This window comes from Flavobacterium ajazii (assembly GCF_010614725.1).
GTDB lineage: Bacteria > Bacteroidota > Bacteroidia > Flavobacteriales > Flavobacteriaceae > Flavobacterium > Flavobacterium ajazii.
On the sequence record NZ_JAAEHL010000017.1, the window covers coordinates 35,939 to 62,000 of the forward strand.

A 26,062-nucleotide genomic window follows, 5' to 3' on the forward strand; every position below is an offset into this window, starting at 1 on the left:
ATCCATGATCAAATAGAATGTTTTTTTATTTGTAAAAGCTGAAGGCACAATATTTGTTTGTAGTGTCTACAAAGCAAAAAATCTTTTACATTTGTATTAAAAACAACGCCAAACTGATGAAAAAAATAACCTTTCTTATCGCTTTATTAATTTCTGTTACTTCATGTGTAAGCACAAAATCCACATTAAAAAATGTTGACGACAATGCTCCTGATTTAGTTTTAAGTAAAAACAATACGTTTATCATTAAAGAGTTCAGTAAGGATAAAAAATATGGCTACAATCCTGATTATCCCATCAATATTTTCTACAGAAACACCAAAGATGAAGCTCTGAATGAGGTTCGTTTCTTAAATGCCTTAGCGGGACCTAATGGTGAAAAAATCACGTATACCAGATTAGAAACATGCTGTCCATTTCCAACCAAACGAAGCGATATGGGAGCCGGATTTCTTAATGTTTATGAATTGAAGTGGGAAGGCCAAAAAAAACCGGTAAAACTCTACCTGAATATCTATGAAAAAGGTATTTTAATGGTTCCAATGGGGTTAAGTTTAAAAAAAGAATAGCTATTATTATAGAAAAAAGAAAGCCGTTTCAATTTATGAAACGGCTTTTTATAATTTAATTTTTTTCGATTACGAAATTCTTTCATTCATAATCCCTTCTACAACTTCAGGATTTAATAAAGTTGAAGTATCTCCAAAATTAGAAAAATCTCCTTCTGCTATTTTACGCAAAATTCTACGCATAATTTTACCTGAACGTGTTTTTGGTAATCCGGACACAAACTGAATTTTATCCAATTTAGCAATTGGTCCAATATGATCAGCAATATACTGATTAATCTCTTTAGCCAGGTTTTCTTTATTTCTAACTTCTCCTGTTTCTTTTAAGATTACATAACCGTACAAAGCATTGCCTTTTATTTCATGTGGAAAACCTACAATAGCTGATTCAGCGACAGCCGGATGCTCATTTATCGCATCTTCAATAGGCGCAGTTCCTAAATTATGTCCTGAAACAATTACAACATCATCTACTCTACCTGTGATTCTATAGTAACCAACTTCATCTCTTAAAGCACCATCTCCTGTAAAATATTTACCTGGGAAAGATGAGAAATATGTTTTCTTATAACGTTCATGATCACCCCAAATAGTTCTGGCAATTCCAGGCCATGGGAATTTAATACACAAACTTCCTACTACCTGATTACCTTCAATTTCGTTGCGTTTTTCATCCATCAGAACAGGCTGAATTCCAGGCAAAGGCAAGGTTGCATAAGTTGGTTTAGTTGGTGTTACAAAAGCAATTGGCGAAATCATAATACCACCCGTTTCTGTTTGCCACCAAGTATCCACAACCGGACATCTTTTATCCCCAACGTGGTCATTAAACCAGTGCCATGCCTCTTCATTTATTGGTTCTCCAACTGAACCAATAACTTTAAGCGATTTTAAAGGATATTTCTGAATATAATCAAGACTTTCTTTTGCAAGGGAACGAATTGCTGTTGGAGCAGTATAAAATTGTGTAATTTTATGCTTTTCGATGATATCCCAAAAACGGCTAAAATCAGGATAAGATGGAACTCCCTCAAAAATTACGGTTGTACCACCGTTTAATAATGGTCCATATAAAATGTATGAATGACCAGTAATCCATCCGATATCTGCAGTACACCAAAAAATATCATTTTCTTCGTGACTGAAAACGTTTTTAAAAGTATAAGCTGTATATACCATGTATCCGGCTGTTGTATGTACCATTCCTTTTGGTTTACCAGTAGATCCTGAAGTATATAATATAAATAAAGGATCTTCTGCGTCCATAATTTCAGCTACATTATAATCAAGAGCAGCATCTAATAATGGCTGTAGCCAAAGATCTCTGCCTTCCTTCATTTTTATTTCAGTCTCAGTTCTTTTTACAACCAAAACTTTAGAAACTGAAGAACAGCTTTCTAAAGCTTCATCTACAATTCCTTTTAGGTCAATAGTTTTATTTCCTCTGTAACCTCCATCAGATGTAATAACCATTTTACATTCACTATCATTAATTCTGGCAGAAACAGCAGAAGCTGAAAAACCGGCAAAAATTACTGAATGTATAGCCCCAATTCTGGCACAGGCCAAAACTGCTACAGCTAATTCGGGAATCATCGGAAGATAAATACATACTCTGTCTCCTTTCCCTACTCCTTGTTCACGCAGGACATTTGCCATTTTGGAAACCCTTTCATATAACTCATTATAAGAAATATGCAAAGCACTTTCTGAAGGATTATTCGGCTCAAAAATAATAGCAGTTTTTTCCCCCCTTTTGCTTAAATGTCTGTCAATGCAATTTTTTGTAATATTAACTTTAGCTTCAGTGAACCATTTTACTTCTGCTTCAGCCATGTTAAAATCAACAACTTTTTCCCACTGTTGGTACCAAGTGAAATTTTCTTCAGCTATTTTTCCCCAAAATTTTCTTGGCTCTCTAATTGACTTATTGTAATGTTTAAAATATTGTTCTAAATTTTCAATTTTATAATAACTCATAGTTGTTGTAATTTTTTTATAAATGTATTAAATAACAACGTATTCTTAAAATTATTTAATTCATAAATTTCATTAAAAAAAAGCATTTCTTTAAAAAAACAAACGTTTTTAATGTGTTTTACACAAATTATTGAATTTTAATTAAATATTAGCAACATAAAAAAGGCATGATATTCAAAAATACCATGCCTTTTAAATCTAACAATTTCAATAACAATTAATTTTTAATCCTGCCGCCTTTAGTCTTCTATTTTGAAAATAGCAGCAACATTATTAATTATAACAGAAATCTCTACAAGTATATTCATAACTTAAACATACCCACGATAATTTAGGGATTACTTCACTTAACCTGATACTATTCAGAGTTAAGTGAATGTAACATGCGCCATATCTGTTATTATCTTAATAAGTGCTTACTAATTCAAAATATTACATAAAACTAAGATACAGTGCAAAATCCCAACACACTTTGTATGTGTGTAATTCCTAATTTATATTATCCAATTTTTTTCATTGCTGTCATAGACTCTCTCAACCAAGCTCCTACTTCTTCGATAGGATGCTGACGAATCTCTTTGTTTACAGCAATTAAAACAGTATTATCTACACCATTAGAAGTTGAAAACGGTTTCCCTATAATGTTTGTCTCAACTTTCTTCATGAATTCAGTCAATAATGGTTTACATGCATGATCAAATAAGTAACATCCGTACTCAGCAGTATCAGAAATTACACGGTTCATTTCGAATAATTTTTTTCTTGCGATAGTATTTGCAATTAATGGTAATTCGTGTAATGACTCGTAGTAAGCAGACTCTTCGATGATACCCGCTTCGGTCATTGTTTCGAAAGCTAACTCAACACCAGCTTTCACCATTGCAATCATTAATACTCCGTTATCAAAATATTCCTGCTCTGAAATTGGAGCTTCTTGCGGAGCTGTTTTTTCGAAGTTAGTTTCTCCTGTTGCAGCTCTCCATTTCAACAAGTTAACATCATCATTAGCCCAGTCAATCATCATAGTTCTTGAGAACTCTCCAGAAATGATATCATCCTGATGTTTTTGGAATAATGGACGCATGATATCTTTCAATTCTTCAGCTAATTCATAAGCCTCAATTTTTGAAGGATTGTTCAAACGATCCATCATATTAGTGATACCTCCGTGTTTCAATGCTTCCGTAATAGTTTCCCATCCGTACTGAATTAATTTTGAAGCATAAGCAGCATCGATTCCTTTTTCAACCATTTTATCAAAACATAAAATAGATCCAGTCTGTAACAATCCGCAAAGAATTGTTTGCTCACCCATTAAATCTGATTTTACTTCAGCTACGAAAGATGATCTTAAAACTCCTGCTCTGTGACCTCCTGTTGCAACAGCATAAGCTTTTGCCTGATCTAAACCTAATCCGTTTGGATCGTTTTCAGGGTGAACAGCGATAAGAGTCGGAACTCCAAATCCTCTTTTGTACTCTTCACGTACTTCAGAACCTGGACATTTAGGAGCACACATAATAACAGTAATATCTTTACGAATCTGCATTCCTTCTTCTACAATATTGAATCCATGAGAATAAGCCAAAGTAGAACCTTGTTTCATTAACGGCATAATGGCAGTAACTACAGCAGTATGTTGCTTATCCGGAGTTAAGTTACAAACTAAATCAGCAGTTGGAATTAATTCTTCATAAGTACCTACTTTGAATCCGTTTTCAGTAGCATTTTTAAAAGAAGCTCTTTTTTCAGCAATTGCATCTGCACGCAAAGCATAAGAAATATCTAAACCTGAATCTCTCATATTCAACCCCTGGTTTAAACCTTGCGCTCCGCATCCTACGATTACGACTTTTTTTCCTGCTAATGCATCTATCCCGTTTGCAAATTCTGATTGATCCATAAATTCGCAAACCCCTAACTGTTCTAATTGTAATCTAAGTGGTAATGTGTTGAAATAATTCGCCATTTTTTTAATATTTAATAAGTATGATGTTTAATTTAAATTGATAATTATTTTAATTCTTCTAATAATAATGATGATATTTCCATCTTCTCTTTTGATACGGAAATTCTTCCTGAACGTACAAACTGCATAATACCGTACGGTTTAAACTTCGCATATAATTCTTCTATTTCAGAACGTCTTCCAGATTTTGAAATCACAAAGAAATCACGTGAAACAGTTACAATTGTCGCCTGACTTTCTTTGATTATATTCTGGATTTGTTTTTCATCAAACAATAAACTAGAAGCTATTTTAAACAATGCATTTTCCAGATAAATTGTTTCTTCATCTGTATGATAAAATGCTTTTATAACCTCAATTTGTTTTTCAATTTGCCCAACGATATTTTTAACCCATTTCTCTGTAGTTTCAACTACAATGATAAATCTCGAAACATTTTCTATTTCTGACTCTGAAACGTTTAAACTTAATATATTGATGTGACGTTTTAAGAATATTCCTGATATCCTATTAAGCAAACCCACATTGTTTTCTGAATATACCGATATGGTAAATGTTTTTTCTTCCATTGTTTTTTAACTTAATCTGATTTCTGAAACACAAGCTCCCGTTGGAATCATTGGAAACACATTATTTTCTTTTTCTACCATAACTTCCAGGAAATACGATTCTTTTGAAGCTAGCATTTCTGCAACAGCTTCATCAAGATCTTCTCTCTTTGTTACTTTTCGTGATTTGATGTAATACCCTTCTGCAATAGCACAGAAATTTGGATTAATCATTACTGTAGAAGCATATCTATAGTCAAAAAACAATTCCTGCCACTGACGTACCATTCCAAGAAACTCATTATTCAGTACAACAATTTTTACCGGAACTTTTGTCTGGTGAATTGTACCCAACTCCTGAATATTCATTTGAAAGCCTCCATCACCAATAATCGCAACAACCTCACGGTCAGGTCTTCCCATTTTTGCACCAATAGCGGCTGGTAAAGCAAACCCCATTGTTCCTAATCCACCTGAAGTAACGTTGCTCTTAGTTGTATTGAATTTAGTATAACGGCAGGCAAACATTTGGTGCTGACCTACATCAGAAACCATTATAGCATCTCCTTTTGAATGTTTGTTAATCATTTCAATAGTTTCTCCCATTGAAATTCCTTTTCCATTCGTTGGAGCTAACTCCTCATTAATAACGGCATCACATTCAATTTTATATTTTTCCTTGAATTCATTATGCCATTCTGTATGTGATTTTTTATCAATTAACGGAATTAAAGCCGTTAATGCTTCTTTCACATCAGCTAAAACCGCCACTTCAGTTTTTACGTTTTTATCTATTTCTGCCGGGTCAATTTCAAAATGAATTACTTTTGCCTGTTTAGCATAAGTAGCTAATTTTCCAGTAACACGGTCATCAAAACGCATTCCTAATGCAATTAAAACATCACATTCATTAGTTAACAGATTAGGACCATAATTACCATGCATACCTACCATTCCTACATTTAAAGGATGATCCGTTGGCAATGCCGAAAGACCTAAAATAGTCCATGCAGCAGGGATACCTGATTTTTCAATTAATCTTTTTAACTGTTCTTCTGCTTCACTTAATATTATGCCCTGACCAAAAACAATAAATGGTTTTTTTGCATTATTGATTAAATCTGCAGCTTCCTGTACTTTCTGAAGATTCAATATCGGCTTTGGATGATAACTTCTAATTCCGGTACATTTTTCATAACTAAATTCAAACTCATCAAATTGAGCATTTTTTGTAATATCTATTAAAACCGGACCCGGACGCCCTGATCTTGCAATATAAAAAGCTTTAGCTATGATTTCCGGTATTTCAGAAGCTTCAGTAATCTGGTAATTCCATTTAGTTACCGGAGTTGAAATTCCGATAATATCTGTTTCCTGAAAAGCATCCGACCCAAGTAAATGTTTTCCAACCTGACCTGTAATACAAACCATAGGTGTAGAATCAATTTGAGCATCTGCAATACCTGTAACTAAGTTTGTAGCTCCTGGTCCTGAAGTAGCAATTGCCACCCCTACTTTTCCTGTTGCTCTTGCAAACCCCTGCGCTGCATGAGCTGCACCTTGTTCGTGGCGTACCAAAACATGATGCAATTGATCCTGAAATTTATATAATTCGTCATAAACCGGCATTATGGCTCCTCCCGGATATCCATAAACCAAGTCTACTCCTTCTGCTAATAAACATCTAATAACGGCTTCTGCCCCTGATATTTTCATTTTGTTTTATTTTTTTACCTGCAAATCTTTATTATCAAGATTATAGGCGGTTTTTATTAAATTATTTGTCGGTAACACATCCATGAGAGGCACTGGAGACCGAACGCATATATTTAAGTAAAACTCCTTGTTTAATTCCATTTTCCGGTTTCTTCCAATTAGCTTTTCGTTTTGCTAATTCTTCATCAGAAACTTTCATATTTATAGTGTTATTTACAGCATCGATTGTAATAACATCTCCATTTTCAATTAATGCAATTCCTCCGCCTTCATAAGCTTCCGGAGTTACGTGACCAACTACAAAACCGTGTGAACCTCCGGAAAAACGTCCATCAGTAATCAAAGCTACAGAACTTCCTAAACCAGCTCCCATAATCGCAGATGTTGGTTTTAACATTTCCGACATTCCAGGACCACCTTTTGGGCCGCAGTAACGAATAATTACTACATTTCCTGGCTTAACCTCACCTGCCTGAATTCCTCTGATTACATCTTTTTCGCCTTCAAAAACGACAGCTGTACCTTCAAAAAATTCACCTTCTTTACCACTGATTTTAGCCACACAACCTTCTGTTGCTATATTTCCGTATAAAATCTGAATATTTCCGGTAGCTTTTAATGCTTTTTCAACTTCAAAAACTACTTGTTGTCCATCATGTAAATCAGGAACCAAAGCTAAATTTTCAGCTAGTGTTTTTCCTGTTACAGTTAAACAATCACCATGTAAGAAGCCTTCTTTCAATAAATATTTCATTACACCAGGAACACCTCCAACATTATGCAAGTCTTCCATTAAGTATTTACCACTTGGCTTCAAATCAGCTAACAACGGTGTTTTATCACTGATATCCTGAAAATCTTTTAATGTCAATTCAATACCTACAGAATGAGCCATTGCAATTAAATGCATAACAGCATTTGTAGAACCTCCTAAAACAGCTACCATCGTAATTGCATTTTCAAATGCTTTACGGGTCATGATGTCTCTAGGCTTAATATCTTTTTCTAATAATATTCTAATCGCTTTACCTGCATCAACACATTCTTGTTTCTTTTCAGGACTTAAAGCAGGGTTTGAAGAACTATAAGGCAAACTCATTCCTAATGCTTCAATAGCTGACGACATCGTATTAGCCGTGTACATTCCACCGCATGCACCTGCACCTGGACAAGCATTTTGAATTACTCCTTTGAAGTCTTCCGGTGTAATTGTATTCTTAATTTTTTTTCCTAAAGCTTCAAAAGCAGAAACAATATTCAAATCTTCGCCTTTCCATTTTCCAGGATGAATTGATCCCCCATAAACCATAATAGAAGGGCGATTTACTCTACCCATTGCCATTAAAGCGCCAGGCATATTTTTATCACAACCCGGAACAGCAATCATACCATCGTACCATTGTGCTCCCATAACAGTTTCAATAGAATCGGCAATCACATCACGGGAAACCAGAGAAAAACGCATCCCGTCATTACCATTAGAAATACCATCACTTACACCAATAGTATTAAAAATCAAACCGACCAAATCAGCATCCCAGACCCCTTTCTTAATATCTTTAGCCAGGTCATTTAAGTGCATGTTACATGGATTTCCGTCGTAACCCATACTCACAATTCCCACCTGCGCTTTTTTAAGATCCTCTTCTGTCAAACCAATTCCGTAGAACATTGCCTGTGAAGCTGGTTGAGTTTCATCTTGCGTGATTGTTTTGCTGTACTTGTTTAATTCCATTATGTATTATTTGTAATTAATTTTATTCCTAAAAAAAACCTCCCAACTATGTGGGAGGTTATAATATATCTTTTTCAATTATATTTATACCATTCCCGCTGCAGATGTGTTAATCACACTGACAACAATAATAGAAGTAATAATAATTGAGATTTGCATTTCCTTATTTTTTTGGTGTCACAAAAGTACAAAAACTAATAGGACTAAAAAAATAAAATCTCAACATTTTAAACACTTCTTGTTAATTAGTTTAATATTTAACAAAAAAACTTAAACAATCGTAGATTGTCCAATATGAACGTTATCATTATTAAAATACAATAAATCATCTTTGCTGAAAATGAAATTTGAAACAAACTCGCCTACTTCATTCGTTCCAAATTTTGAATCCGCTTTTAAATCCATAGTAACCACCTTGAATTCAATTGCTTTTTCAATTGCTTTATAGATCACATTTGCTTCTTTAAACAATCCAAAATGCTCTAACAGCATCGCTGCCGATAAAATAGAAGCAATTGGATTGGCTATATTTTTACCTTTTGCCTGAGGATAAGAACCGTGGATAGGCTCAAAAAGTGCATTTTTCTCTCCCAACGAAGCAGAAGCCAATAGACCGATAGAACCCGTAATCACACTTGCTTCATCAGATAAAATGTCTCCAAATAAATTTTCTGTCAAAATCACATCAAATTGTTTCGGATTTAAAATCAATTGCATTGCTGCGTTATCTACAAACAAAAAGTCTAATACTACATCAGGGTAACTTTCACCAACTTTCTGAACAACTTTTCTCCACAGTCTTGAGGTTTCCAAAACATTTGCTTTATCAACCATCGTAAGCTTTTTGCGTCGACTTTGAGCTGATTTAAAAGCTAAATGTGCGATTCTTGTAATTTCTTCTTCTGAATATTCACATAAATCCGAAGCATGCGTTCCCTCTTCATTGAGAGTTTTTTCTCCAAAATAAGCACCTCCTGTTAATTCCCTGAAAATAGTAAAATCTGCTCCTTCAATGATTTCTCGTTTTAAAGGAGAAACTTCAATCAATGCTTTATAAGGTTTAATCGGACGTATATTTGCAAACAAACCCAATTCTTTACGCAATTTCAATAATCCCTGTTCCGGACGAACTTTTGCATTTGGATTATTATCATATTTTGGATCGCCAATTGCACCAAACAAAACTGCGTCTGTATTCAGACACAGATTCAGGGTTTGTTCAGGAAGCGGCTTCCCTGTCTTATCAATAGCAATTGCTCCCATGAGAGCTTCTTCAAATACAAATTCATGATTATAGACTTCACCAATTGCATACAAAGCTTTTTTGGCTTGTGCAATCACCTCTGGTCCAATTCCGTCTCCTGGTAAAACTGCTATTTTCAAATTCATAATGTCTCGTCCTTTATGTATTTAAAACTGATGTTATCTAATAAACTAATTCCTTATTAAATCTCCCTGAATTTTGGAAGCTTCAATAATTTGATGAATATCTTCGTCTAAAACTTCTTTTTTAATATCTGCGAATTTCAAAAACTCAATATAAACGATATCCAATTGTGTTTTTGTCAATTCGTAACCTACTTTCTTTGCACGATATGCCAATGCAGCTCTACCGCTTCTTGCTGTTAAAATGATTGAAGATTCATTAACACCCACATCAAGCGGATCCATAATTTCGTAAGTCGCTCTGTTCTTAATTACACCATCCTGATGAATTCCTGAACTGTGCGCAAAAGCATTTGCTCCTACAATTGCTTTGTTAGGCTGTACTATCATACCCATACTTTCAGAAACTAAACGACTCATTTCGTTTAATTCTCTTGTATTGATATTTGTATCTAAATTTAAATAAGGATGCTGCTTGAAAATCATCACTACCTCTTCAAGTGCTGTATTTCCTGCTCTTTCACCAATACCATTAATAGTACATTCGATTTGTCTTGCTCCGTTGATAGCTCCCGCAATTGAGTTTGCAGTTGCCATTCCTAAATCGTTATGGCAGTGGCATGAAAGAGTAACATTCTCTATACCTTTTACGTTTTCTTTTAAGTATTTAATTTTCGCTCCATACTCTTCAGGAAGACAATATCCTGTTGTATCAGGAATATTCAATACTGTTGCACCAGATTTAATTACCTCTTCACAAACTTTTGCAAGGAAAGCATTATCTGTTCTACCAGCATCTTCGGCATAAAACTCAACGTCTTCTACATAAGATTTTGCGTGCGCAACAGCAAATTTTGCTCTGGCAATAATATCTTCTGGTGTAGTATTTAATTTATGGAGTATATGAGATTCTGAAGTTCCGATTCCGGTATGGATTCTAGGTCTTTTAGCATGCTTTAGGGCAGCTGCAGCAACATCAATGTCGTTTTTCACAGCTCTTGTAAGCCCACAGACCGTTGCATTTTCTACAATTTTACAAATCTCAGAGACCGATAAAAAATCGCCCGGACTTGACACAGGAAAACCTGCCTCGATGATATCAACTCCCATTTTGTCTAGTCGTTCTGCGATAACCAATTTCTGATTGGTATCTAACTTACATCCTGGAACCTGTTCACCATCACGCAAAGTGGTGTCAAAAATTTGAACTTTCTCTCTATTCATATTCATTTATTTAATGTAATTTCACATCCTGAAACAAATATATATTGTACTTCTTCAGTACGAAATTCATTTTAATGAAATTATACTGTTCATAAAACAATTTATAAGTAGTTAAGTATTTAAAAATCAATAAGTTACATTATTATATTTTACAATGGCTAACCATCAAAAAGATTTTTTATTTGTACTGATAAAATCACTTTCTAAGTCAGAAAAAAGACAATTTAAAATTTTTGCAAGTCGTCTGGAAACGAGTTCCAACACAAAATTCATTGAGTTGTTTAATATTTTAGATAAGTCTGAAACTTATGACGAAAAGCTTATTTTAAAAAGTGGAAGTATTAAAAAAGTTCAGTTATCTAATTTAAAATCATATCTATACAAACAAATTTTAGTTAGTATCCGCCTTAATATCCCGAGCCAGAATATTCGCTATCAATTGCGGGAACAAATAGATTTTGCTGTTATCTTATACAACAAAGGGTTATACAAACAAAGCTTAAAAATTCTGGATAAAACCAAAATGATAGCTCTTGAAAATGATGAAAAATACATGGCATATGAAATTGTTGAATTCGAAAAACTAATCGAATCACAATACATTACCCGAAGTATCCAGGGACGCGCTGATGAATTGGTTATTCAGGCCAAAGAATTGAATTACCGAAATACGATTTCGAGCAAGTTGTCCAATTTGTCTCTCCAGTTATATGGAATCATGTTGAAAACCGGCTATGTAAAAAACGACGAAGAATACAAATATATTGATGACTATTTCAATAAACACATATCAAAATTAGACGAAAGCAAATTTGGCTTCCGCGAAAAATATTGGTTTTACAATGCAAATTTATGGCGTAGTTTCCTTGTTCAGGATTTCTTAGCCAGTTATAAATACGCTTATAAGTGGGTTCGTTTGTTTTATGACAATCCGAATATGATTTACCAGAATCCGGTATTTTTTCTAAAAGGGAATCATTACTTTTTAGAATCGCTTTACATGCTGAAATACAAATCGAATTTCAAAAAATATTTAACGCTTTTAGAAGAAACTATTCAGGATCCCAGATTTCCGGTTAATGATAACATTGCATCACTATCATTTTTATACATATATAATAACAAGCTGAATTATCATATCCTCGAAGGAACTTTTACCGAAAGCGAATATTTGATTCCTGAGATTTTAGAAAAGATAAAAATTCATAGCGAACATCTTGATGAACATCACGAGATGTTGTTTTATTACAAAATTGCTTCTATCTATTTTGGAAGTGAAAAATACAATGAGTCTATTTATTATCTCGATAAAATCATCAATAACAAAAACCTTACGATGCGCGAAGATTTAATGTGTTTTGCAAGGCTTTTATCACTTATTGCACATTATGAGCTAGGAAAAGATTACTATCTGGAAAATCATCTTAAAAACACCTATAAGTTTTTATTGAAAATGAATGATTTACATGAAGTTCAGAAGGAAATTATCAAATTTATGAGAAACCTGAATAATTTTTATCCAGCCGATATTAAAAAGGAATTTATCAAAATGCGTGAACGTTTTATCGAATTAGAAAAAAATACATACGAGAAAAGAGCCTTCCTATACCTGGATATTATTTCATGGCTTGAAAGTAAAATCGAAAACCGTAAAATCGCTGATATAATAAAGGAAAAGGCCAAACTGAGCAGCCGTTAATTGTATCCTTAAGATATATTAAAAATCTTAACTTATGTCCAACAAAGTAATAACAAAACCTTAACAGCAAAAGATAGATATAAGTCGGACATTTGTAATGTAATAAACTGGTTATTTATTATTTTGGTTTTGGTTAGTTAAATGATGCCGGCGTCTTAGTGATGCCGGCATTCTTTTTTTAATAAAAATTCAAATAAAAAAATCCAAATTCCATTTTTTTTTGAGTTGAAATTTGGATTTTGATATCTTAAATATTGAAATTTAATTCTTAAGTCTTTCGTGAAGCAATTTAAAATACGAAAAAGCCTTTAACAAGCGGCTTCCGTGCCAGGAAAACATTTCACCATCTACGAAAATTGTTTTAGCATGATGAGTAAATCTCCCAATTTCAAAAGCATCTTCTTCTTTGAAAGGGTAAGGCTCTGAAGAAAGGAAAACCAAATCCGGATCGCCTTCCAGACGCATTTTTTTAAGTTCAATTTCAGGATAACGGCCTTTATCTTCGTATATGTTTTTAAAATGATTCAACTTTAATAATTCATTAATATAAGTTTCATTACCAGCCACCATGTACGGATTTTTCCAAATAAAATAGGCTACTTTTTTTACCTCAATATCCTGAACGTATTTTTTAAAATCGATTAAAGCGAAAGTTAACTTATCATTCCACTTTTGAGCTTCTGTTCGACAATTAAAAAGCTGCCCGAAATCTGAAATCATTTGAAAATTATCTTCAACAGAAACAATATTCGTAACCCAAACCGGACAGATTTCATTTAATTGATTTACGATTTCCGGAGTATTTTCTTCTTTATTACAAATGATAATATCTGGCTGTAGTAATTTTATCTTTTCGAAATGAATCTTTTTGGTTCCGCCAACAATTTTCTTTGTTGATTTCAAATGATATGGGTGCACACAAAACTTCGTAATTCCGATGATTTTATCTTCCAAACCCAAATCATACAGCAATTCGGTTTGAGAAGGCACCAACGAAATAATACGTTTTGGAGTAGATTCAAAAGAATGTAAAGTACCGAGCTGATCTCTTAATTGTTTCATTTTTAAGGTTGTTTTTTGTTTCAAGTTTGTTAGATTGTGAGTTTTAATAAAGCGTCACAAAACCTGAAACTTTTTAAACTTAAAACTTTAAACTAAGAATTTCTTTCATCTCCTGCTGTACTTTCAAAGCCTCTTCTCTAGCCTTGTCAGCAAAATCAGGTCCGTTTGAAGCATAAATAATAGCTCTGGCTGAATTTACCAGTAAACCTACTTTATCGTTCATTCCGTATTTGCAAACCTCAGACAAGCTTCCACCCTGAGCACCAATTCCTGGAACCAGTAAGAAACTATCCGGAACAATTTTTCTGATTTCTGTAAAATACTCCGCTTTGGTAGCGCCAACTACGTACATTAAATTATGACTGTTTTTCCATGTTTTAGAGGTTTCTAAAACTTGTTTATACAATTCTTTAGCTCCGCTCAATTGTTTGGCTTCACCTCGTTTTCCATTTGTTGTTAAGGTTTGAAAATCGAAAGCTCCTTCATTTGAAGTTAACGCCAGCATTATAGTATGTTTATTTTCAAAAGCCAGAAAAGGTTCTACAGAGTCTTTACCCATATAAGGAGCAACTGTTACACTGTCAAAATTTAAATCTTCAAAAAAAGCTTTGGCATACATACTTGACGTATTTCCGATATCGCCACGTTTTGCATCCGCAATTGTGAAAATTTCCGGAAACTTTTCGTTTATATAGTTGATTGTTTTCTGTAGAGAAATCCATCCTTTTATACCATACGCTTCAAAAAAAGCAGTATTTGGTTTATATCCTACAGTCAAATCATGAGTAGCATCAATTATAGCTTTATTGAATTCGAAAATAGGATCTTCGGTTTCTAATAAATGCTCAGAGATTTTATTTAAATCGGGATCAAGCCCAACACATAAAAATGATTTTTTTTGCAGAATTTGTTCGTGTAGTTGTTGTGTAGTCATTCGTGAATTTTTAGTTTTTCCAATTCAAAGAAATGCTTCTTTTTTAGAAAGTATGCAAAAATAAAAAAAGCCATTCAATTAAGAATGGCTTTTTGATTTTATATTCAGAAAGGCTTATAAATTACCTAAATAAACAATTTCAGTTCTTCTGTTTTCTGCTCTACCTGCTGCCGTTTTATTAGACTTAACAGGTTTTGTTGATCCGTAGCCATTAGAAGTTAAATTTGCCGGATTCACACCTTTTTCAATCAAAGCATCCATAACAGCTTTTGCTCTTTGTTCAGATAATTTTTGATTTGCCTTAGCATTTCCTACATTATCAGTATGACCGTTAATCGCAAATTTAGCATTTGGGTAATTTTTCAAAATTTCTTTGATAGCATCCAATCTTCCTGAGTTCTGACCTTTATCAGCAACATCTAAAGTAGATTTACCTGTTGGGAAGAAAATAGATTTTGCTTCTACTCTCAATTGTTCCAATGTGCTTTTATTAACTTCAGGACAACCTTTGTTTTCTTTTGGACCTGCAAGTAACGGACAATTATCTTCACTATCAGGAATACCGTCTTTATCAGCATCTAAAACCGGGCAACCTTTGTTTTCAACTAAACCGGCAACATCCGGACAGGCATCGTCTTTATCCAAAACACTATCCCCATCTGTATCCGGCCATGGACATCCTTTGTTTTCTACAGGCCCCGCAACAGTTGGACATGCATCAACATTATCCAACAATGTATCTCTGTCACTATCTTTCCATGGACAGCCTTTGTTTTCAACCGGTCCCGCAACATCAGGACAAGCATCATCTTTATCCAAAACTTTATCACCATCCGTATCCGGCCAAGGACAGCCTTTGTTTTCTATTGCTCCAGCTACTTTTTTACAATCATCTTGTTTATCTATTACTCCATCCTGATCTCTGTCTTTAAATTTCTTTTGATAAACCGGAATTTTAACTCCAATATAAAAATCAGCTGCTTTAGATTCTTTAGATACTAAATTAGTAAGAACTGAGCCCGAGCCAACGAAGAAAGTACCTACACGTAATCCTGAACCCACCTGCATTCCGCTGTATTGCATCCATGTAACAGGAACAAAAAAGCTAAACCATCTACTTTCATAACGAGGAGTCAAACTTACTCTGTCGGCAATACTGGTTGCGTTTAATTTTGTATTTGAAACCATGCTGATATCTCCATTAAGGTTCAAATAGAATTTATTATGAATATTCCAATCAACATCAGCATGAAGTGCAGTGGGCAAATTTGTTTTCACCCCTTTCGCAGTTGATACTTTTGTATAATGATCATTTAAGAAATCATATAAATTATCCGCATTATCAATCATACCTTGCGTTACGGCACCAGTAATATCGTAAGTATCCTGTTTTGCTTTTTTGTAATTGATTGACCCGATATCAGTAACAGATAATCCGAAACGTAGTTTATATTTATTTAAATCCCTAAAATTATTATCAGCAGGTTTTGCGTTGCTTAAATCATACTTTTCATAGTCAGGTCTCCATTCGTAAACTAATCCAAAATCGGCACCAAAACCACTTGAATTGATATCAAACTCATAGTCTTCATTGTTTTCCCAGTCCTGGCTTCCACCAACAGTAAGCTTACCTTCTGTAATTAAAACACTATTTTCAGGGTTAGCTGTATTTTCTATAAATGCTGCTCTACCATTTTTTCCCTGAATATAACCATTAGCAACTCCTTGTAAATATTTTGCTGTAACACCACCTTTTAAGAAATGCTGTCCGTTTTGATACAAAACTGCTGCGTAAGAAAGTCCTATCTCTCCCCATCCATGAGAAGCTCCATTTGGACTTCCTGCATCAAAATTGAAATTAGAAGCATTATCCAGACCATCTTTAACCTGATCGACAAGATTTCCGTTAACATCTCTTAAATTAGTTATAGCACGCGCTCTTGTGAAGAATGCCAAACTATGTTTTGGCGCAATATTAAACATAAACGACGGCCCCATGAAATCAACATTTATGATTCCGTTGTTCTTATCTGAAGGTGTCATTTTGGACTGACTGTCAAAATCATAACCATCTTTAAAAACATCCAAAAGTTTTACACCGTACAAATCATTTCCGACAGAACTGCTGACAGAAAATAAATTAATGTCTGTTTTAAAACGAGAATCAGCTATTGAGGCAGGGTTGAAAAGTACACTTTGCACTCCGGCATAATTGTCATGAAAATAGCCTAAATAAGATTGCGCCCTGGTCGCAAATGAAGTCACTAAAATTAATAAAACAAGTATTCTTTTTTTCATTAAAAATGGGGTTTTTAGGTTTAAATTTTGAGGGCAAAACTACAATATTAGATTTAAAAGAATTCTATCAAAACATTAAATTGATGTAACAACTATTACAAATTATGTAGAAAAAAGCCAGTTATATTCTTAATTAAATCATTAACAACAAGTTAACTTAAAAACTAAAAATGTGAATTATACAACAGTTTGAAAAATTTATATAACACAAAACTTCTTATTAATTCACAACTTTACAATATAATTAATACCCAAATTAATGTAGTTATGAATAGTACCGAAATAAAAGGAAACTGGAATGAGTTGAAAGGGAAATTGAAACAAAAATATGCTACTCTGACTGATGATGATTTGATGTTTGCCGAAGGAAAAGAAGACGAAATGTACGGAAAACTTCAGCAAAAATTAGGTAAAACAAAAGAAGAACTGCATCAAATTTTGTCAGAATTGTAAATCCTTTCAAAAATACCAGTGTACCGCCTAACTCAAATTAGGCGGTATTTTTTTGATTTTCAAACTTTAACGTTAGACAATTCCTAAGCCCAAATTAATACAAAAAATAAATAAATTAGTTATCTTTAACCATATCTTTACAATATGAAATTATTTATAAAATTTGATATCAATACAATTTGCACACTTTTTCTAAAAGAAAAACTGGATGAGCAGAATTTAAATTTTGCTTCATTAGGTTTTGGAGAGATTGAACTTGAAGAAAACCTGAACGTTGAGGCTTTAGAGGAATTAAAAAACAAATTAAGCCCTTTCGGTTTTGAAGTAGTGGAAAACCAAAAAAGCGTTTTGGTTCAGAAAATAAAGGATGCCATAATAGAACTGGTTTATACGGACGACAATAACAACTATAAAAGTTCGGCATATCTGGCTGATAAATTGAACCACAGCTACGGATATTTATCCAATGTTTTTTCTGAGGTAACCTATTCATCAATTGAGAATTTTATAATTATTCAAAAAATTGAAAGAGCAAAACAATTAATGATTGTAAACGAAATGAGTCTGACTGAAATTGCTTTTTTACTGAATTACTCTAGTGTTGCACATTTAAGTACTCAGTTTAAAAACACGACCGGAATCACTCCTTCTGCCTTTCTGAGAATCATAAAAAAACGAAGAGAAAATTTAAAATAAAACCCAAATACCTATAATCAATGCAAAAAAACGCATTACACATTTTACTTGCTGACGACGACGACGACGACAGACTTTTTTTTAAAGATGCTTTTGAAGAAGTAAAAGTACAAACCAAAGTTGAATTTGTTTTTGACGGATTACAGTTAATGGAACATTTAAACAATCCGGACAATAAATTACCGGATATTTTATTTCTGGATTTGAACATGCCTAAAAAAACAGGTAAAGAATGTCTGATAGAAATTAAAAAAACAGAGCGCCTGAAAAACCTGATTATCGCCATTTATTCGACATCTTCATCTGATGAGGATATTGAAGATACTTTTATTGAAGGAGCCAATATTTATATCAAAAAGCCGAGTGATTTTAATGCACTTAAAAAAATTATCAATGAAGTTGTAACGCTAAACTGGCACTATCACACTTCCGGACTTAATAGAGACAACTTCTTATTAAGCCTTAAATAATATTGTAATACCAATGAAATGGATACCTAAGTTTAATTCCTCAAATTCTTTGAGAGTTATTTTTATAATAGCTATTTTCATTTTACTTTTTCTTTCGTCAATAGCTTATAAACATAACCGGGATTTAAACGAATCCAGTAAATTAGTGATACACACTTATGAAATTAACGTACAGCTGGAACGATTAATTTCTGCCATAAAAGATGCCGAAACTGGTCAGCGTGGTTACATTATTACCAGCAATCCTAAATTCCTTACTCCTTATATTTATTCAAGGGACAAGGTAAACAGATCGTTCATTACTCTTAAAAAACTTACTTCGGATAATCCTAAGCAAAAGCAAAATCTGGAAAACCTTTTTTCTCTTATTATACAGGAATTCAAAACTTTTGAAAACTGCCTTAAATACAGCAATCCAAAAACTTACGACAAAAGAAAACTGGATAATTACTTATTCAGCGGACGTATCCTGATGGAAAACATTCGTTTTCAGGTTGAAAAAATGAAAGATATTGAAAAGAAATTTTTAGAAAAGAGACTTAAGAAATACGATGAGGAAATTTCTTTGGGACCTATATTTTCAATTTCTCTTTTTTCAACAGCACTTACTTTCATATTATTAGCTTACCGACAAATCAGCAGAGATCTTATCCGGTTGAAAATTTACAATAAAAAGCTTTTAATTTCAAGCGGACTGATGTCTGAATCAGAAAAAATAGGGCAATTCAGTACCTGGCAATGGGATCTGAATACAGACAAAATGGACTATTCTGACAATCAGTTTCGTATTCTTGGTTTTCAGCCAAATGCTTTTGTACCCAATAAAGATACTTTTCTTGATTTTGTACATCCCGAAGACAAGGAAGCGATTGCTGCTTCTATGGAAAATATCATCAATAATAAAGAGCTCCCTTTTAGCTATTATAAAATTATCAAGTCAGATAATGAAATCAGGCATTTTAAATCTACAGGTAAATTACTTACCGACCAGAACGGAAACAATATTTTACTGGGAATAAATTTTGACATCACTGATGAACATTTATTAAACATTGAACTTCAGGAGCGTAATAATGAGCTTGAAAAAAGTAATAAAGAACTCGCTTCGTTTAATCATGTTGCCAGTCACGATTTACAGGAACCTTTACGTAAAATTCAGACTTTTATTTCAAGAATTTCTGAAACTGACAGGGCTGCCATTTCTGATAATGCCAAAGAATATCTTTTAAAAATTGAAACATCCGCCAAAAGAATGCGTGTCTTAATTGATGATTTATTATTGTTTTCAAGAACCAATACCACTAAAAAGGAATTTATTAAATCTGATTTAAATGGATTATTAGAAAATGCCAAATCAGAACTTGCAGTAATAATTGATGAAAAAAAGGGCTCTCTCAAAGTTGGTAAACTTCCAAAACTTTATGTAATACCTTATCAGATCGAACAGCTTTTCATCAATCTGATTGGAAATTCATTAAAATACAGCAAGCCAGAAATTGCTCCGCAGATTATTATTCACTGCGAAAAGATTTTATCTAATGAAATTCCGGAATTGATTGACCAGCCTTTTAAGAAATTCTATAAAATCACTTTTACGGATAACGGAATGGGATTTGACCCTCAGTTTAAAGACAACATTTTTGTATTGTTTCAGCGCCTGCATTCTAAAACCGATTATCCCGGCACCGGAATAGGTCTGGCCATCTGTAAAAAGATTGTAGAAAATCACAAAGGCTACATTAAAGCTGACAGTAAACCGAGCGAAGGCTCTGTGTTTACAGTATTTCTGCCTGAATAACTTATCTTATTAAACCATATTAAAACGTTATATAAACCCTGCTATGGGAATTATATAACGTTTCTTTTTTATGCTGTAAAGCAATCCTTACTATTCGTTTGCATCTTTGTAATGTAGATAATGAATAACAAATTAGCAAGATGCTCTCATCAAAAACATCATTTTTAAAAATACTTTTTTCAGGAGTTACACTTCTATCAATTAACGCTTGTGAAAAGAAAGACAAAATTGAAAAAGAAGGCATCAAAAACGTTCTTACAGCACAAAATAATGACGAAACAGAAATTTATTTTTTTACAGCAATCGCTAATTCAACACAAGCTATTATTGCAAAAAGTCAATTGGCGCAATATAAAAGTTTAGAACAAAAAACAAGAGACATAAGTTCTAAAATAGAAAACAATCAGGTGATGCTGCTTCAGGAAATAAATAAAATTTCGCTAAAAAAACTGATTGTTATTACCGATATAAATGTTCCTGCGAATGATGATTTATATAAATTAATTGACACTTCTTACACAAGTTTTGATGAAGTCTATATTCATTCGATGACACGTTTATTATATGAACAAATTCAGTTATTAGAAATTATTTCTAAAAAAACAAATGATAGCGCAATTTCAAAATTAGCGTTTCATTATTTGCCTTTACAATACAGACTTTTACTTGAAACCGAAAAATCAAATGAACTCAATACAATTCAAAATACCACAATTATTAACTAAAATTTTAAATTATGAAAATGCAATCAAATATTATATGCGCCTTAACCCTTTTTTTAACAGCTTCATTTGGAATGCTGCATGCTCAGGACAATAATGTAAATACCGAATTTGGTATAAAAGGAGGTTTTAATATGTCGAATTTATATACAGACGACGCTGATGACGAAAACATCTTATACGGATTCAATGCCGGTGTTTATGCGACATTACCAATCTCAGATTTTGTCGCCATTCAGCCAGAATTATTATTTACTACAAAAGGTTCCGAATTGGAATATGATAACACTTTAGCGAGTGGAAGCAGTAAATTCAAGTTAAATTATATAGAACTTCCTTTATTGGTAAGAATAAATATTACCAAAAATTTTAATATTCATGCCGGTGGTTATGCTTCATATCTGGTAAGTGCCAAAGTAAGTGGTGACGGAGACATCAATTTTGATGAAGAAATTAATGCTGATGACCTTGAAAGATTTGATGCAGGACTTTCTGCAGGTATTGGAGTAGATTTCAATCCAATAAGTGTTGGTTTGCGTTATAATTACGGTTTGACTACTATTGGAAAAGAAAGAGAGATTGCCGGAACTTCATATACTTTTCCTGATGCAAAAAATAGTAACCTCTCGTTATATCTTTCTTATAAGTTAAACTAAGAAAACAAAATTAATTATTAACCATAAACAATTTAAATCATGTCAAATTTATTATACACAATCGCAGTAATATTAGTGATTCTTTGGGCATTAGGATTCTTTATGTACAGTGCAGGCAGCATTATTCATATCTTATTGGTAATTGCCATTATAGCTATTTTGTTCAGACTTATTAAAGGTCGGGAAATTTAAAATCAATTATTAAAACAATTATATATTAATCTTTAAATCAAATATTATGAAAACGAGCACCACAGTTTTAGGAATTTTAGGAGCTGCTGCGGCAGGAGCATTTTTAGGAGTATTATTTGCACCTGACAAAGGATCAAATACAAGAAAAAAAATCTCTGACAAATCAAAAGATTACACTGATAATCTAAAAAGCAAAGTAGACGGAATTTTAAGCACTATCACTTCTAACGGTAAAGATATTATCGAAGAAGGAAAAGCAAAATTCAATCAGGTTAAAGAAGACTTCAATGCTGTAAAAGATGAAGTAAAGACAGTAAAAACCAACTATTAAAAGTGCACTTCTTAAACCATAAACACCAATATCATGGAAACTAATGCAACAACAAACGAGAACCTGAATATGTATGAAAAAGCAGAAAACTATACTAAAACGAGTTTAGAACTGATTAAACTCAAAACAGTATCGGCAGCTGCAGATGTTCTATCAACATTAACTTCACGGATAGCGGTTGGCGCTGTTGTTGCATTTTTTATATTATTCCTGAATATCGGGCTCAGTTTATGGATCGGAAAGGAGCTCGGTGAGTATTACTACGGCTTTTTTGCAATTGCACTCCTTTATTTAATAGTCGCTATTGTATTGTACAAAACACAATACAAACTGATTAAAACACCTATCGGGAACATGATTGTTTCCAGTATACTAAAAGATTCTAAAAACCAGATTTAATAATTGATAAAGAAAACTGTTATGGAGACTATTTATACTTTTGATGCATTAAATCAAAGAATTCAGCTTTTAGAAAATCAACAAGACAAAGAATGGTGTGACATCAAAGATGAAATCGACGAAATTAAAGAAAACTTAAAACCGCTGAACCTCATTCGGAATACAGTTGAAGAAATCAATAAAACAGTAGGTTTTAAAAGTAATCTCGCTCAGTCTGCGATAAACATCGGAATAGGTTATCTGGCAAAAAAACTCGTCATAGGAAAAACAAATTCGACTTTTAAAAACATCCTCGGGTCTGTATTACAGGTTGCCGTAACCACTTTAATTTCAAAACCGTCTGAGCATGAAACTCAGACAAAACCATCAGAAGAAGAATTATACAAAGAGTAATTGTCTAACTAAATACAAAGTATTATGGAAAAGATAAACGAAATAATCATCAAAAATGGCGTATACATTTACTCAAATTTCTATAAATGTTTTGAATATACAAGAGTATTTCTCGGTATCTAACTTGTTTATACGTTCAGCTACAACAGACGGTTAAACAGTTAATACACACTATAAATCTAATTTTCAAAATTAGGGCCATAGAAGAAAGCAAAGTAAGCTACACAGGTTTACTTTGCTTTTTTTATTGTAAGATACTGAGATACTAGGGAGCTAAGATTCTGAGATTTCTCAACCGTATCTTTTCCTAAGTTCAAAACAACAAAAAAGCCGAACAATGTCCGGCTTAATTTTTTATAGAAGTCTAAGTAAAAAAACTTAGAACTTTAGCAACTTAGAATCTCAGATTAGTAAATCTCAGAAGCTTCCTTTAATTTCTCCATATTATTCACCAACTGAAGCTCTGCAACAATTTTCTGAATATCACCATTCATGATGTTTCCTAAATCGTAAAGTGTTAAACCAACTCTGTGGTCAGTCACACGGCCCTGCGCATAGTTATACGTGCGAATCTTAGCCGAACGGTCACCTGAACTTACCTGTGAACTACGTTTTGTAGCATCTTCTTCCTGTTTTTTCGCCAATTCCATTTCGTACAAACGGGAACGCAATACGATTAAGGCCTTATCTTTATTTTTATGCTGTGATTTCTGATCCTGACATTGCGCTACTAATCCGGTTGGAATGTGGGTTAGACGTACAGCCGATTTCGTAGTATTTACCGATTGTCCACCAGGTCCTGACGAACAGAAGAAATCTATACGAACATCATTCATATCGATCTGAACATCGAACTCTTCTGCTTCAGGCAAAACCATCACTGTAGCGGCAGATGTATGAACACGCCCCTGTGTTTCTGTCTGCGGAACACGCTGTACACGGTGAACGCCCGCTTCAAATTTTAACGTTCCGTATACATCTTCTCCTGAAACCTCAAAAATAACCTCTTTGAAACCTCCTGAAGTTCCTTCGTTCATATCTACAACAGAAGTTCTCCATCCCATGCTTTCACAATATTTGGTGTACATTCTGAACAAGTCACCTGCAAAAATACTCGCTTCATCTCCACCCGTTCCCGCGCGAATCTCCACCATTACGTTTTTAGCATCTTCAGGATCTTTCGGAATCAACATAAATTTGATTTCCTCCTCAAGCTGTGGCAAACGTTCTTTTGCTTCATCCAACTGCATTTTGGCCATTTCGGTCATATCTGCATCGCTTCCGTCAGCAATAATTTCGTTGGCTTCATCAATATTGGCCAAAACAAGAATGTATTCTTCTCTCTTTTCAACCAAAGCCTTAATACTTTTATATTCCTGATTAAGCTGTACATAACGTTTTTGATCCGCAATAACATCCGGCTGAATAATCAAATCCGAAATTTCATCAAAACGCTGCTTTACATATTGAAGTCTGTCTAACATTTTCTAGTTCCTTTTTATTGGACTGCAAAATTACAAAATTTTTATGGAAAATTCTATCATTAACTTTTTGTGTTTTTTGATAGTAAATTTAGATGGATTAGTATTAATGATTTATTTCATAAAACAATTTTGTTAACAATTTAATTTAAAAAAAACAGGTATTTCTACTTAGTTATTTGTTAAAACTAAAGACGAGGTTTGTTCTTATTCTAAATCATGCATGTACAAAACTTTAGAAAAAATATTATAAAGCAGGATGAGACTTTTAAAGTATTAAAATAAAATAAATATGCCTAGACAAGAATTTATCAATTTAGTTAACAAAGTTAAGAAAGAAGGCAAACCTGAAAAGCTGACGATACGTGATTTATTATGGAGATTTGGTAATTATGAAAAACGAACTAGCGGAAATGTTTGGCGCATTAATGAATATTTAAAAAAAGAAAAATTAATTATAGTTCCTAACTATCAAGGAGGTTGGGTTGATCAATACGTAGAGCTAAAAGAAATGGACAAAGCTCGAATAAAAAGTGGAAATGAGTCAGAAGAAGAAAAGTTTGATCCAATAAATCGACTTTCAGTTTTAAAAGCTGCATCACAGATTCCTGTATCAATTACAAGAGATGCAGATTTACAAAAAGCTTTTCATTTAATGTGGAAAAATGACTACTCCCAACTTCCTGTAATGAATAATGACAGAGAAATATTAGGAATAATTAGCTGGCAATCAATAGCAAAAGGCCTAATTACTAAGAAGGATTCAAATTGTGTCAAAGATTTTATGATAGACGAGTATAAAATTCTATCAGAAGATACTCCTTTATTTGAATCTATTAAAGAGGTAATAAAAACAGAGATGGTTTTTGTTAAAACTCGAGAAAATAAAATTAGGGGGCCAGTAACTCCATTTGATTTAAACGAAGAATTTCTGGAACAAATTGAGCCTTTCATTTTACTCGAACAAATTGAAAATTTTATTCGTCTAATATTACATAACAAAATTGTTTTACAAGATATACTTAAACTTCTTGTTATTTCTGATGTTTCTAGAAAAATAGAATCAATTAGTGATTTAACATTTGGCGAATATATTTTAATAATAGAAAACAATGAAAATTGGAATTCACTTGACCTGCCATTTATAAAAGCTGATTTTACAAATGAATTACATGAAATTAGAAAAATAAGAAATGGAGTAATGCATTTTCATCCAGATAAAATTTCAGATGCTGAATTAAATAACCTTAGAAGCATGTCAAAATTCTTAATGGATTACATCAAAAATTTTAACATCTAAAATATTTATTTAAAAGTTTCTGATATTCTTAAATCTAACTTCTATGTGGAC

General features: G+C 33.0%; 24 protein-coding genes. 13 read left to right on the forward strand and 11 right to left on the reverse strand.

The genetic code is table 11. The annotated features are described in order from the left end of the window. Positions 1-116 precede the first annotated feature (116 nt). Complete coding sequence (locus GWR14_RS22655) at positions 117-569, forward strand: 2-dehydro-3-deoxyphosphooctonate aldolase (RefSeq protein ID WP_163411419.1); 453 nt, start codon at positions 117-119, stop codon at positions 567-569. A gap of 69 nt (positions 570-638) precedes the next feature. On the opposite strand, the gene acs is transcribed toward GWR14_RS22655, so the two are convergent. The 7 genes from acs to GWR14_RS22690 form a co-directional block, all read right to left on the reverse strand. Further along, complete coding sequence (gene acs / locus GWR14_RS22660; protein ID WP_163411420.1) at positions 639-2,549, reverse strand: acetate--CoA ligase; 1,911 nt, start codon at positions 2,547-2,549, stop codon at positions 639-641. A gap of 499 nt (positions 2,550-3,048) precedes the next feature. Then, the gene (ilvC, locus tag GWR14_RS22665) at positions 3,049-4,518 is read right to left on the reverse strand and encodes a ketol-acid reductoisomerase (RefSeq protein ID WP_163411421.1); all 1,470 of its coding nucleotides are present in this window, start codon (positions 4,516-4,518) and stop codon (positions 3,049-3,051) included. 44 nt (positions 4,519-4,562) lie between these two features. Next, positions 4,563-5,087 (reverse strand): acetolactate synthase small subunit, encoded by a 525-nt coding sequence (ilvN, locus tag GWR14_RS22670; protein WP_163411422.1) that lies wholly within the window; start codon positions 5,085-5,087, stop codon positions 4,563-4,565. A 6-nt stretch (positions 5,088-5,093) separates the two neighbouring features. Continuing rightward, on the reverse strand, positions 5,094-6,782 hold the full coding sequence (gene ilvB, locus GWR14_RS22675; protein WP_163411423.1) for a biosynthetic-type acetolactate synthase large subunit: 1,689 nt from the start codon (positions 6,780-6,782) through the stop codon (positions 5,094-5,096). A 61-nt stretch (positions 6,783-6,843) separates the two neighbouring features. After that, positions 6,844-8,517, reverse strand: a complete 1,674-nt coding sequence (gene ilvD, locus GWR14_RS22680; protein ID WP_163411424.1) for a dihydroxy-acid dehydratase — start codon at positions 8,515-8,517, stop codon at positions 6,844-6,846. A gap of 270 nt (positions 8,518-8,787) precedes the next feature. Beyond that, positions 8,788-9,906 carry a 3-isopropylmalate dehydrogenase gene (gene leuB, locus GWR14_RS22685; protein WP_163411425.1) on the reverse strand — a complete coding sequence of 373 codons (1,119 nt, stop codon included), beginning with the start codon at positions 9,904-9,906 and terminating at the stop codon, positions 8,788-8,790. A 45-nt stretch (positions 9,907-9,951) separates the two neighbouring features. Beyond that, complete coding sequence (locus GWR14_RS22690) at positions 9,952-11,127, reverse strand: 2-isopropylmalate synthase (protein ID WP_163411426.1); 1,176 nt, start codon at positions 11,125-11,127, stop codon at positions 9,952-9,954. A 154-nt stretch (positions 11,128-11,281) separates the two neighbouring features. Between GWR14_RS22690 and GWR14_RS22695 the strand changes: the two genes are divergently transcribed. Next, positions 11,282-12,826 carry a hypothetical protein gene (locus tag GWR14_RS22695; RefSeq protein WP_163411427.1) on the forward strand — a complete coding sequence of 515 codons (1,545 nt, stop codon included), beginning with the start codon at positions 11,282-11,284 and terminating at the stop codon, positions 12,824-12,826. Between the two features lie 261 nt (positions 12,827-13,087). On the opposite strand, the gene GWR14_RS22700 is transcribed toward GWR14_RS22695, so the two are convergent. The 3 genes from GWR14_RS22700 to GWR14_RS22710 all read right to left on the reverse strand — a co-directional run bounded on the left by GWR14_RS22700 (position 13,088) and on the right by GWR14_RS22710 (position 17,120). Then, on the reverse strand, positions 13,088-13,888 hold the full coding sequence (locus GWR14_RS22700) for an ABC transporter substrate-binding protein (protein ID WP_163411428.1): 801 nt from the start codon (positions 13,886-13,888) through the stop codon (positions 13,088-13,090). Positions 13,889-13,967: 79 nt separating this feature from the next. After that, positions 13,968-14,822 carry an orotidine-5'-phosphate decarboxylase gene (pyrF, locus tag GWR14_RS22705; protein ID WP_163411429.1) on the reverse strand — a complete coding sequence of 285 codons (855 nt, stop codon included), beginning with the start codon at positions 14,820-14,822 and terminating at the stop codon, positions 13,968-13,970. A gap of 114 nt (positions 14,823-14,936) precedes the next feature. Then, a complete protein-coding gene (locus GWR14_RS22710) occupies positions 14,937-17,120 on the reverse strand; it encodes a DUF5723 family protein (RefSeq protein WP_163411430.1) in 2,184 nt (727 codons plus the stop codon). 267 nt (positions 17,121-17,387) lie between these two features. On the opposite strand from GWR14_RS22710, the gene GWR14_RS22715 reads away from it, so the two are divergent. From GWR14_RS22715 to GWR14_RS22760, 10 genes are all read left to right on the forward strand, one after another. Continuing rightward, positions 17,388-17,573, forward strand: coding sequence for a CsbD family protein (locus GWR14_RS22715; RefSeq protein WP_163411431.1), 186 nt, complete (start codon positions 17,388-17,390; stop codon positions 17,571-17,573). A 144-nt stretch (positions 17,574-17,717) separates the two neighbouring features. Further along, positions 17,718-18,269, forward strand: coding sequence for a helix-turn-helix domain-containing protein (locus GWR14_RS22720; RefSeq protein ID WP_163411432.1), 552 nt, complete (start codon positions 17,718-17,720; stop codon positions 18,267-18,269). 20 nt (positions 18,270-18,289) lie between these two features. Beyond that, positions 18,290-18,739 carry a response regulator gene (locus tag GWR14_RS22725; RefSeq protein WP_163411433.1) on the forward strand — a complete coding sequence of 150 codons (450 nt, stop codon included), beginning with the start codon at positions 18,290-18,292 and terminating at the stop codon, positions 18,737-18,739. 13 nt (positions 18,740-18,752) lie between these two features. Further along, positions 18,753-20,537, forward strand: a complete 1,785-nt coding sequence (locus GWR14_RS22730) for a sensor histidine kinase (protein ID WP_163411434.1) — start codon at positions 18,753-18,755, stop codon at positions 20,535-20,537. Between the two features lie 140 nt (positions 20,538-20,677). Further along, positions 20,678-21,262, forward strand: a complete 585-nt coding sequence (locus GWR14_RS22735) for a DUF4142 domain-containing protein (protein ID WP_163411435.1) — start codon at positions 20,678-20,680, stop codon at positions 21,260-21,262. Between the two features lie 11 nt (positions 21,263-21,273). Continuing rightward, positions 21,274-21,915 carry a porin family protein gene (locus GWR14_RS22740; RefSeq protein ID WP_163411436.1) on the forward strand — a complete coding sequence of 214 codons (642 nt, stop codon included), beginning with the start codon at positions 21,274-21,276 and terminating at the stop codon, positions 21,913-21,915. A gap of 39 nt (positions 21,916-21,954) precedes the next feature. After that, a complete protein-coding gene (locus GWR14_RS22745) occupies positions 21,955-22,107 on the forward strand; it encodes a lmo0937 family membrane protein (protein ID WP_163411437.1) in 153 nt (50 codons plus the stop codon). A 46-nt stretch (positions 22,108-22,153) separates the two neighbouring features. After that, positions 22,154-22,438: a YtxH domain-containing protein gene (locus tag GWR14_RS22750; RefSeq protein ID WP_163411438.1), complete on the forward strand. Its 285-nt coding sequence runs from the start codon at positions 22,154-22,156 to the stop codon at positions 22,436-22,438. A gap of 33 nt (positions 22,439-22,471) precedes the next feature. Then, complete coding sequence (locus GWR14_RS22755; RefSeq protein ID WP_163411439.1) at positions 22,472-22,837, forward strand: hypothetical protein; 366 nt, start codon at positions 22,472-22,474, stop codon at positions 22,835-22,837. Positions 22,838-22,858: 21 nt separating this feature from the next. Further along, the gene (locus tag GWR14_RS22760) at positions 22,859-23,230 is read left to right on the forward strand and encodes a hypothetical protein (protein WP_163411440.1); all 372 of its coding nucleotides are present in this window, start codon (positions 22,859-22,861) and stop codon (positions 23,228-23,230) included. A 407-nt stretch (positions 23,231-23,637) separates the two neighbouring features. Here the strand turns inward: GWR14_RS22760 and prfA are convergent, their stop codons facing one another. Further along, positions 23,638-24,714, reverse strand: coding sequence for a peptide chain release factor 1 (prfA, locus tag GWR14_RS22765; RefSeq protein ID WP_163411441.1), 1,077 nt, complete (start codon positions 24,712-24,714; stop codon positions 23,638-23,640). A 289-nt stretch (positions 24,715-25,003) separates the two neighbouring features. Here prfA and GWR14_RS22770 point away from each other — a divergent pair, with 289 nt between their 5' ends. Beyond that, complete coding sequence (locus GWR14_RS22770) at positions 25,004-26,011, forward strand: CBS domain-containing protein (protein WP_163411442.1); 1,008 nt, start codon at positions 25,004-25,006, stop codon at positions 26,009-26,011. Positions 26,012-26,062 lie beyond the last annotated feature (51 nt).

Bases quoted from the DNA above. Each gene is read 5' to 3' on its own strand.
- GWR14_RS22655 (WP_163411419.1), top strand. From the start codon at position 117: ATGAAAAAAATAACCTTTCTTATCGCTTTATTAATTTCTGTTACTTCA.
- acs (WP_163411420.1), bottom strand. From the start codon at position 2,549: ATGAGTTATTATAAAATTGAAAATTTAGAACAATATTTTAAACATTAC.
- ilvC (WP_163411421.1), bottom strand. From the start codon at position 4,518: ATGGCGAATTATTTCAACACATTACCACTTAGATTACAATTAGAACAG.
- ilvN (WP_163411422.1), bottom strand. From the start codon at position 5,087: ATGGAAGAAAAAACATTTACCATATCGGTATATTCAGAAAACAATGTG.
- ilvB (WP_163411423.1), bottom strand. From the start codon at position 6,782: ATGAAAATATCAGGGGCAGAAGCCGTTATTAGATGTTTATTAGCAGAA.
- ilvD (WP_163411424.1), bottom strand. From the start codon at position 8,517: ATGGAATTAAACAAGTACAGCAAAACAATCACGCAAGATGAAACTCAA.
- leuB (WP_163411425.1), bottom strand. From the start codon at position 9,906: ATGAATTTGAAAATAGCAGTTTTACCAGGAGACGGAATTGGACCAGAG.
- GWR14_RS22690 (WP_163411426.1), bottom strand. From the start codon at position 11,127: ATGAATAGAGAGAAAGTTCAAATTTTTGACACCACTTTGCGTGATGGT.
- GWR14_RS22695 (WP_163411427.1), top strand. From the start codon at position 11,282: ATGGCTAACCATCAAAAAGATTTTTTATTTGTACTGATAAAATCACTT.
- GWR14_RS22700 (WP_163411428.1), bottom strand. From the start codon at position 13,888: ATGAAACAATTAAGAGATCAGCTCGGTACTTTACATTCTTTTGAATCT.
- pyrF (WP_163411429.1), bottom strand. From the start codon at position 14,822: ATGACTACACAACAACTACACGAACAAATTCTGCAAAAAAAATCATTT.
- GWR14_RS22710 (WP_163411430.1), bottom strand. From the start codon at position 17,120: ATGAAAAAAAGAATACTTGTTTTATTAATTTTAGTGACTTCATTTGCG.
- GWR14_RS22715 (WP_163411431.1), top strand. From the start codon at position 17,388: ATGAATAGTACCGAAATAAAAGGAAACTGGAATGAGTTGAAAGGGAAA.
- GWR14_RS22720 (WP_163411432.1), top strand. From the start codon at position 17,718: ATGAAATTATTTATAAAATTTGATATCAATACAATTTGCACACTTTTT.
- GWR14_RS22725 (WP_163411433.1), top strand. From the start codon at position 18,290: ATGCAAAAAAACGCATTACACATTTTACTTGCTGACGACGACGACGAC.
- GWR14_RS22730 (WP_163411434.1), top strand. From the start codon at position 18,753: ATGAAATGGATACCTAAGTTTAATTCCTCAAATTCTTTGAGAGTTATT.
- GWR14_RS22735 (WP_163411435.1), top strand. From the start codon at position 20,678: ATGCTCTCATCAAAAACATCATTTTTAAAAATACTTTTTTCAGGAGTT.
- GWR14_RS22740 (WP_163411436.1), top strand. From the start codon at position 21,274: ATGAAAATGCAATCAAATATTATATGCGCCTTAACCCTTTTTTTAACA.
- GWR14_RS22745 (WP_163411437.1), top strand. From the start codon at position 21,955: ATGTCAAATTTATTATACACAATCGCAGTAATATTAGTGATTCTTTGG.
- GWR14_RS22750 (WP_163411438.1), top strand. From the start codon at position 22,154: ATGAAAACGAGCACCACAGTTTTAGGAATTTTAGGAGCTGCTGCGGCA.
- GWR14_RS22755 (WP_163411439.1), top strand. From the start codon at position 22,472: ATGGAAACTAATGCAACAACAAACGAGAACCTGAATATGTATGAAAAA.
- GWR14_RS22760 (WP_163411440.1), top strand. From the start codon at position 22,859: ATGGAGACTATTTATACTTTTGATGCATTAAATCAAAGAATTCAGCTT.
- prfA (WP_163411441.1), bottom strand. From the start codon at position 24,714: ATGTTAGACAGACTTCAATATGTAAAGCAGCGTTTTGATGAAATTTCG.
- GWR14_RS22770 (WP_163411442.1), top strand. From the start codon at position 25,004: ATGCCTAGACAAGAATTTATCAATTTAGTTAACAAAGTTAAGAAAGAA.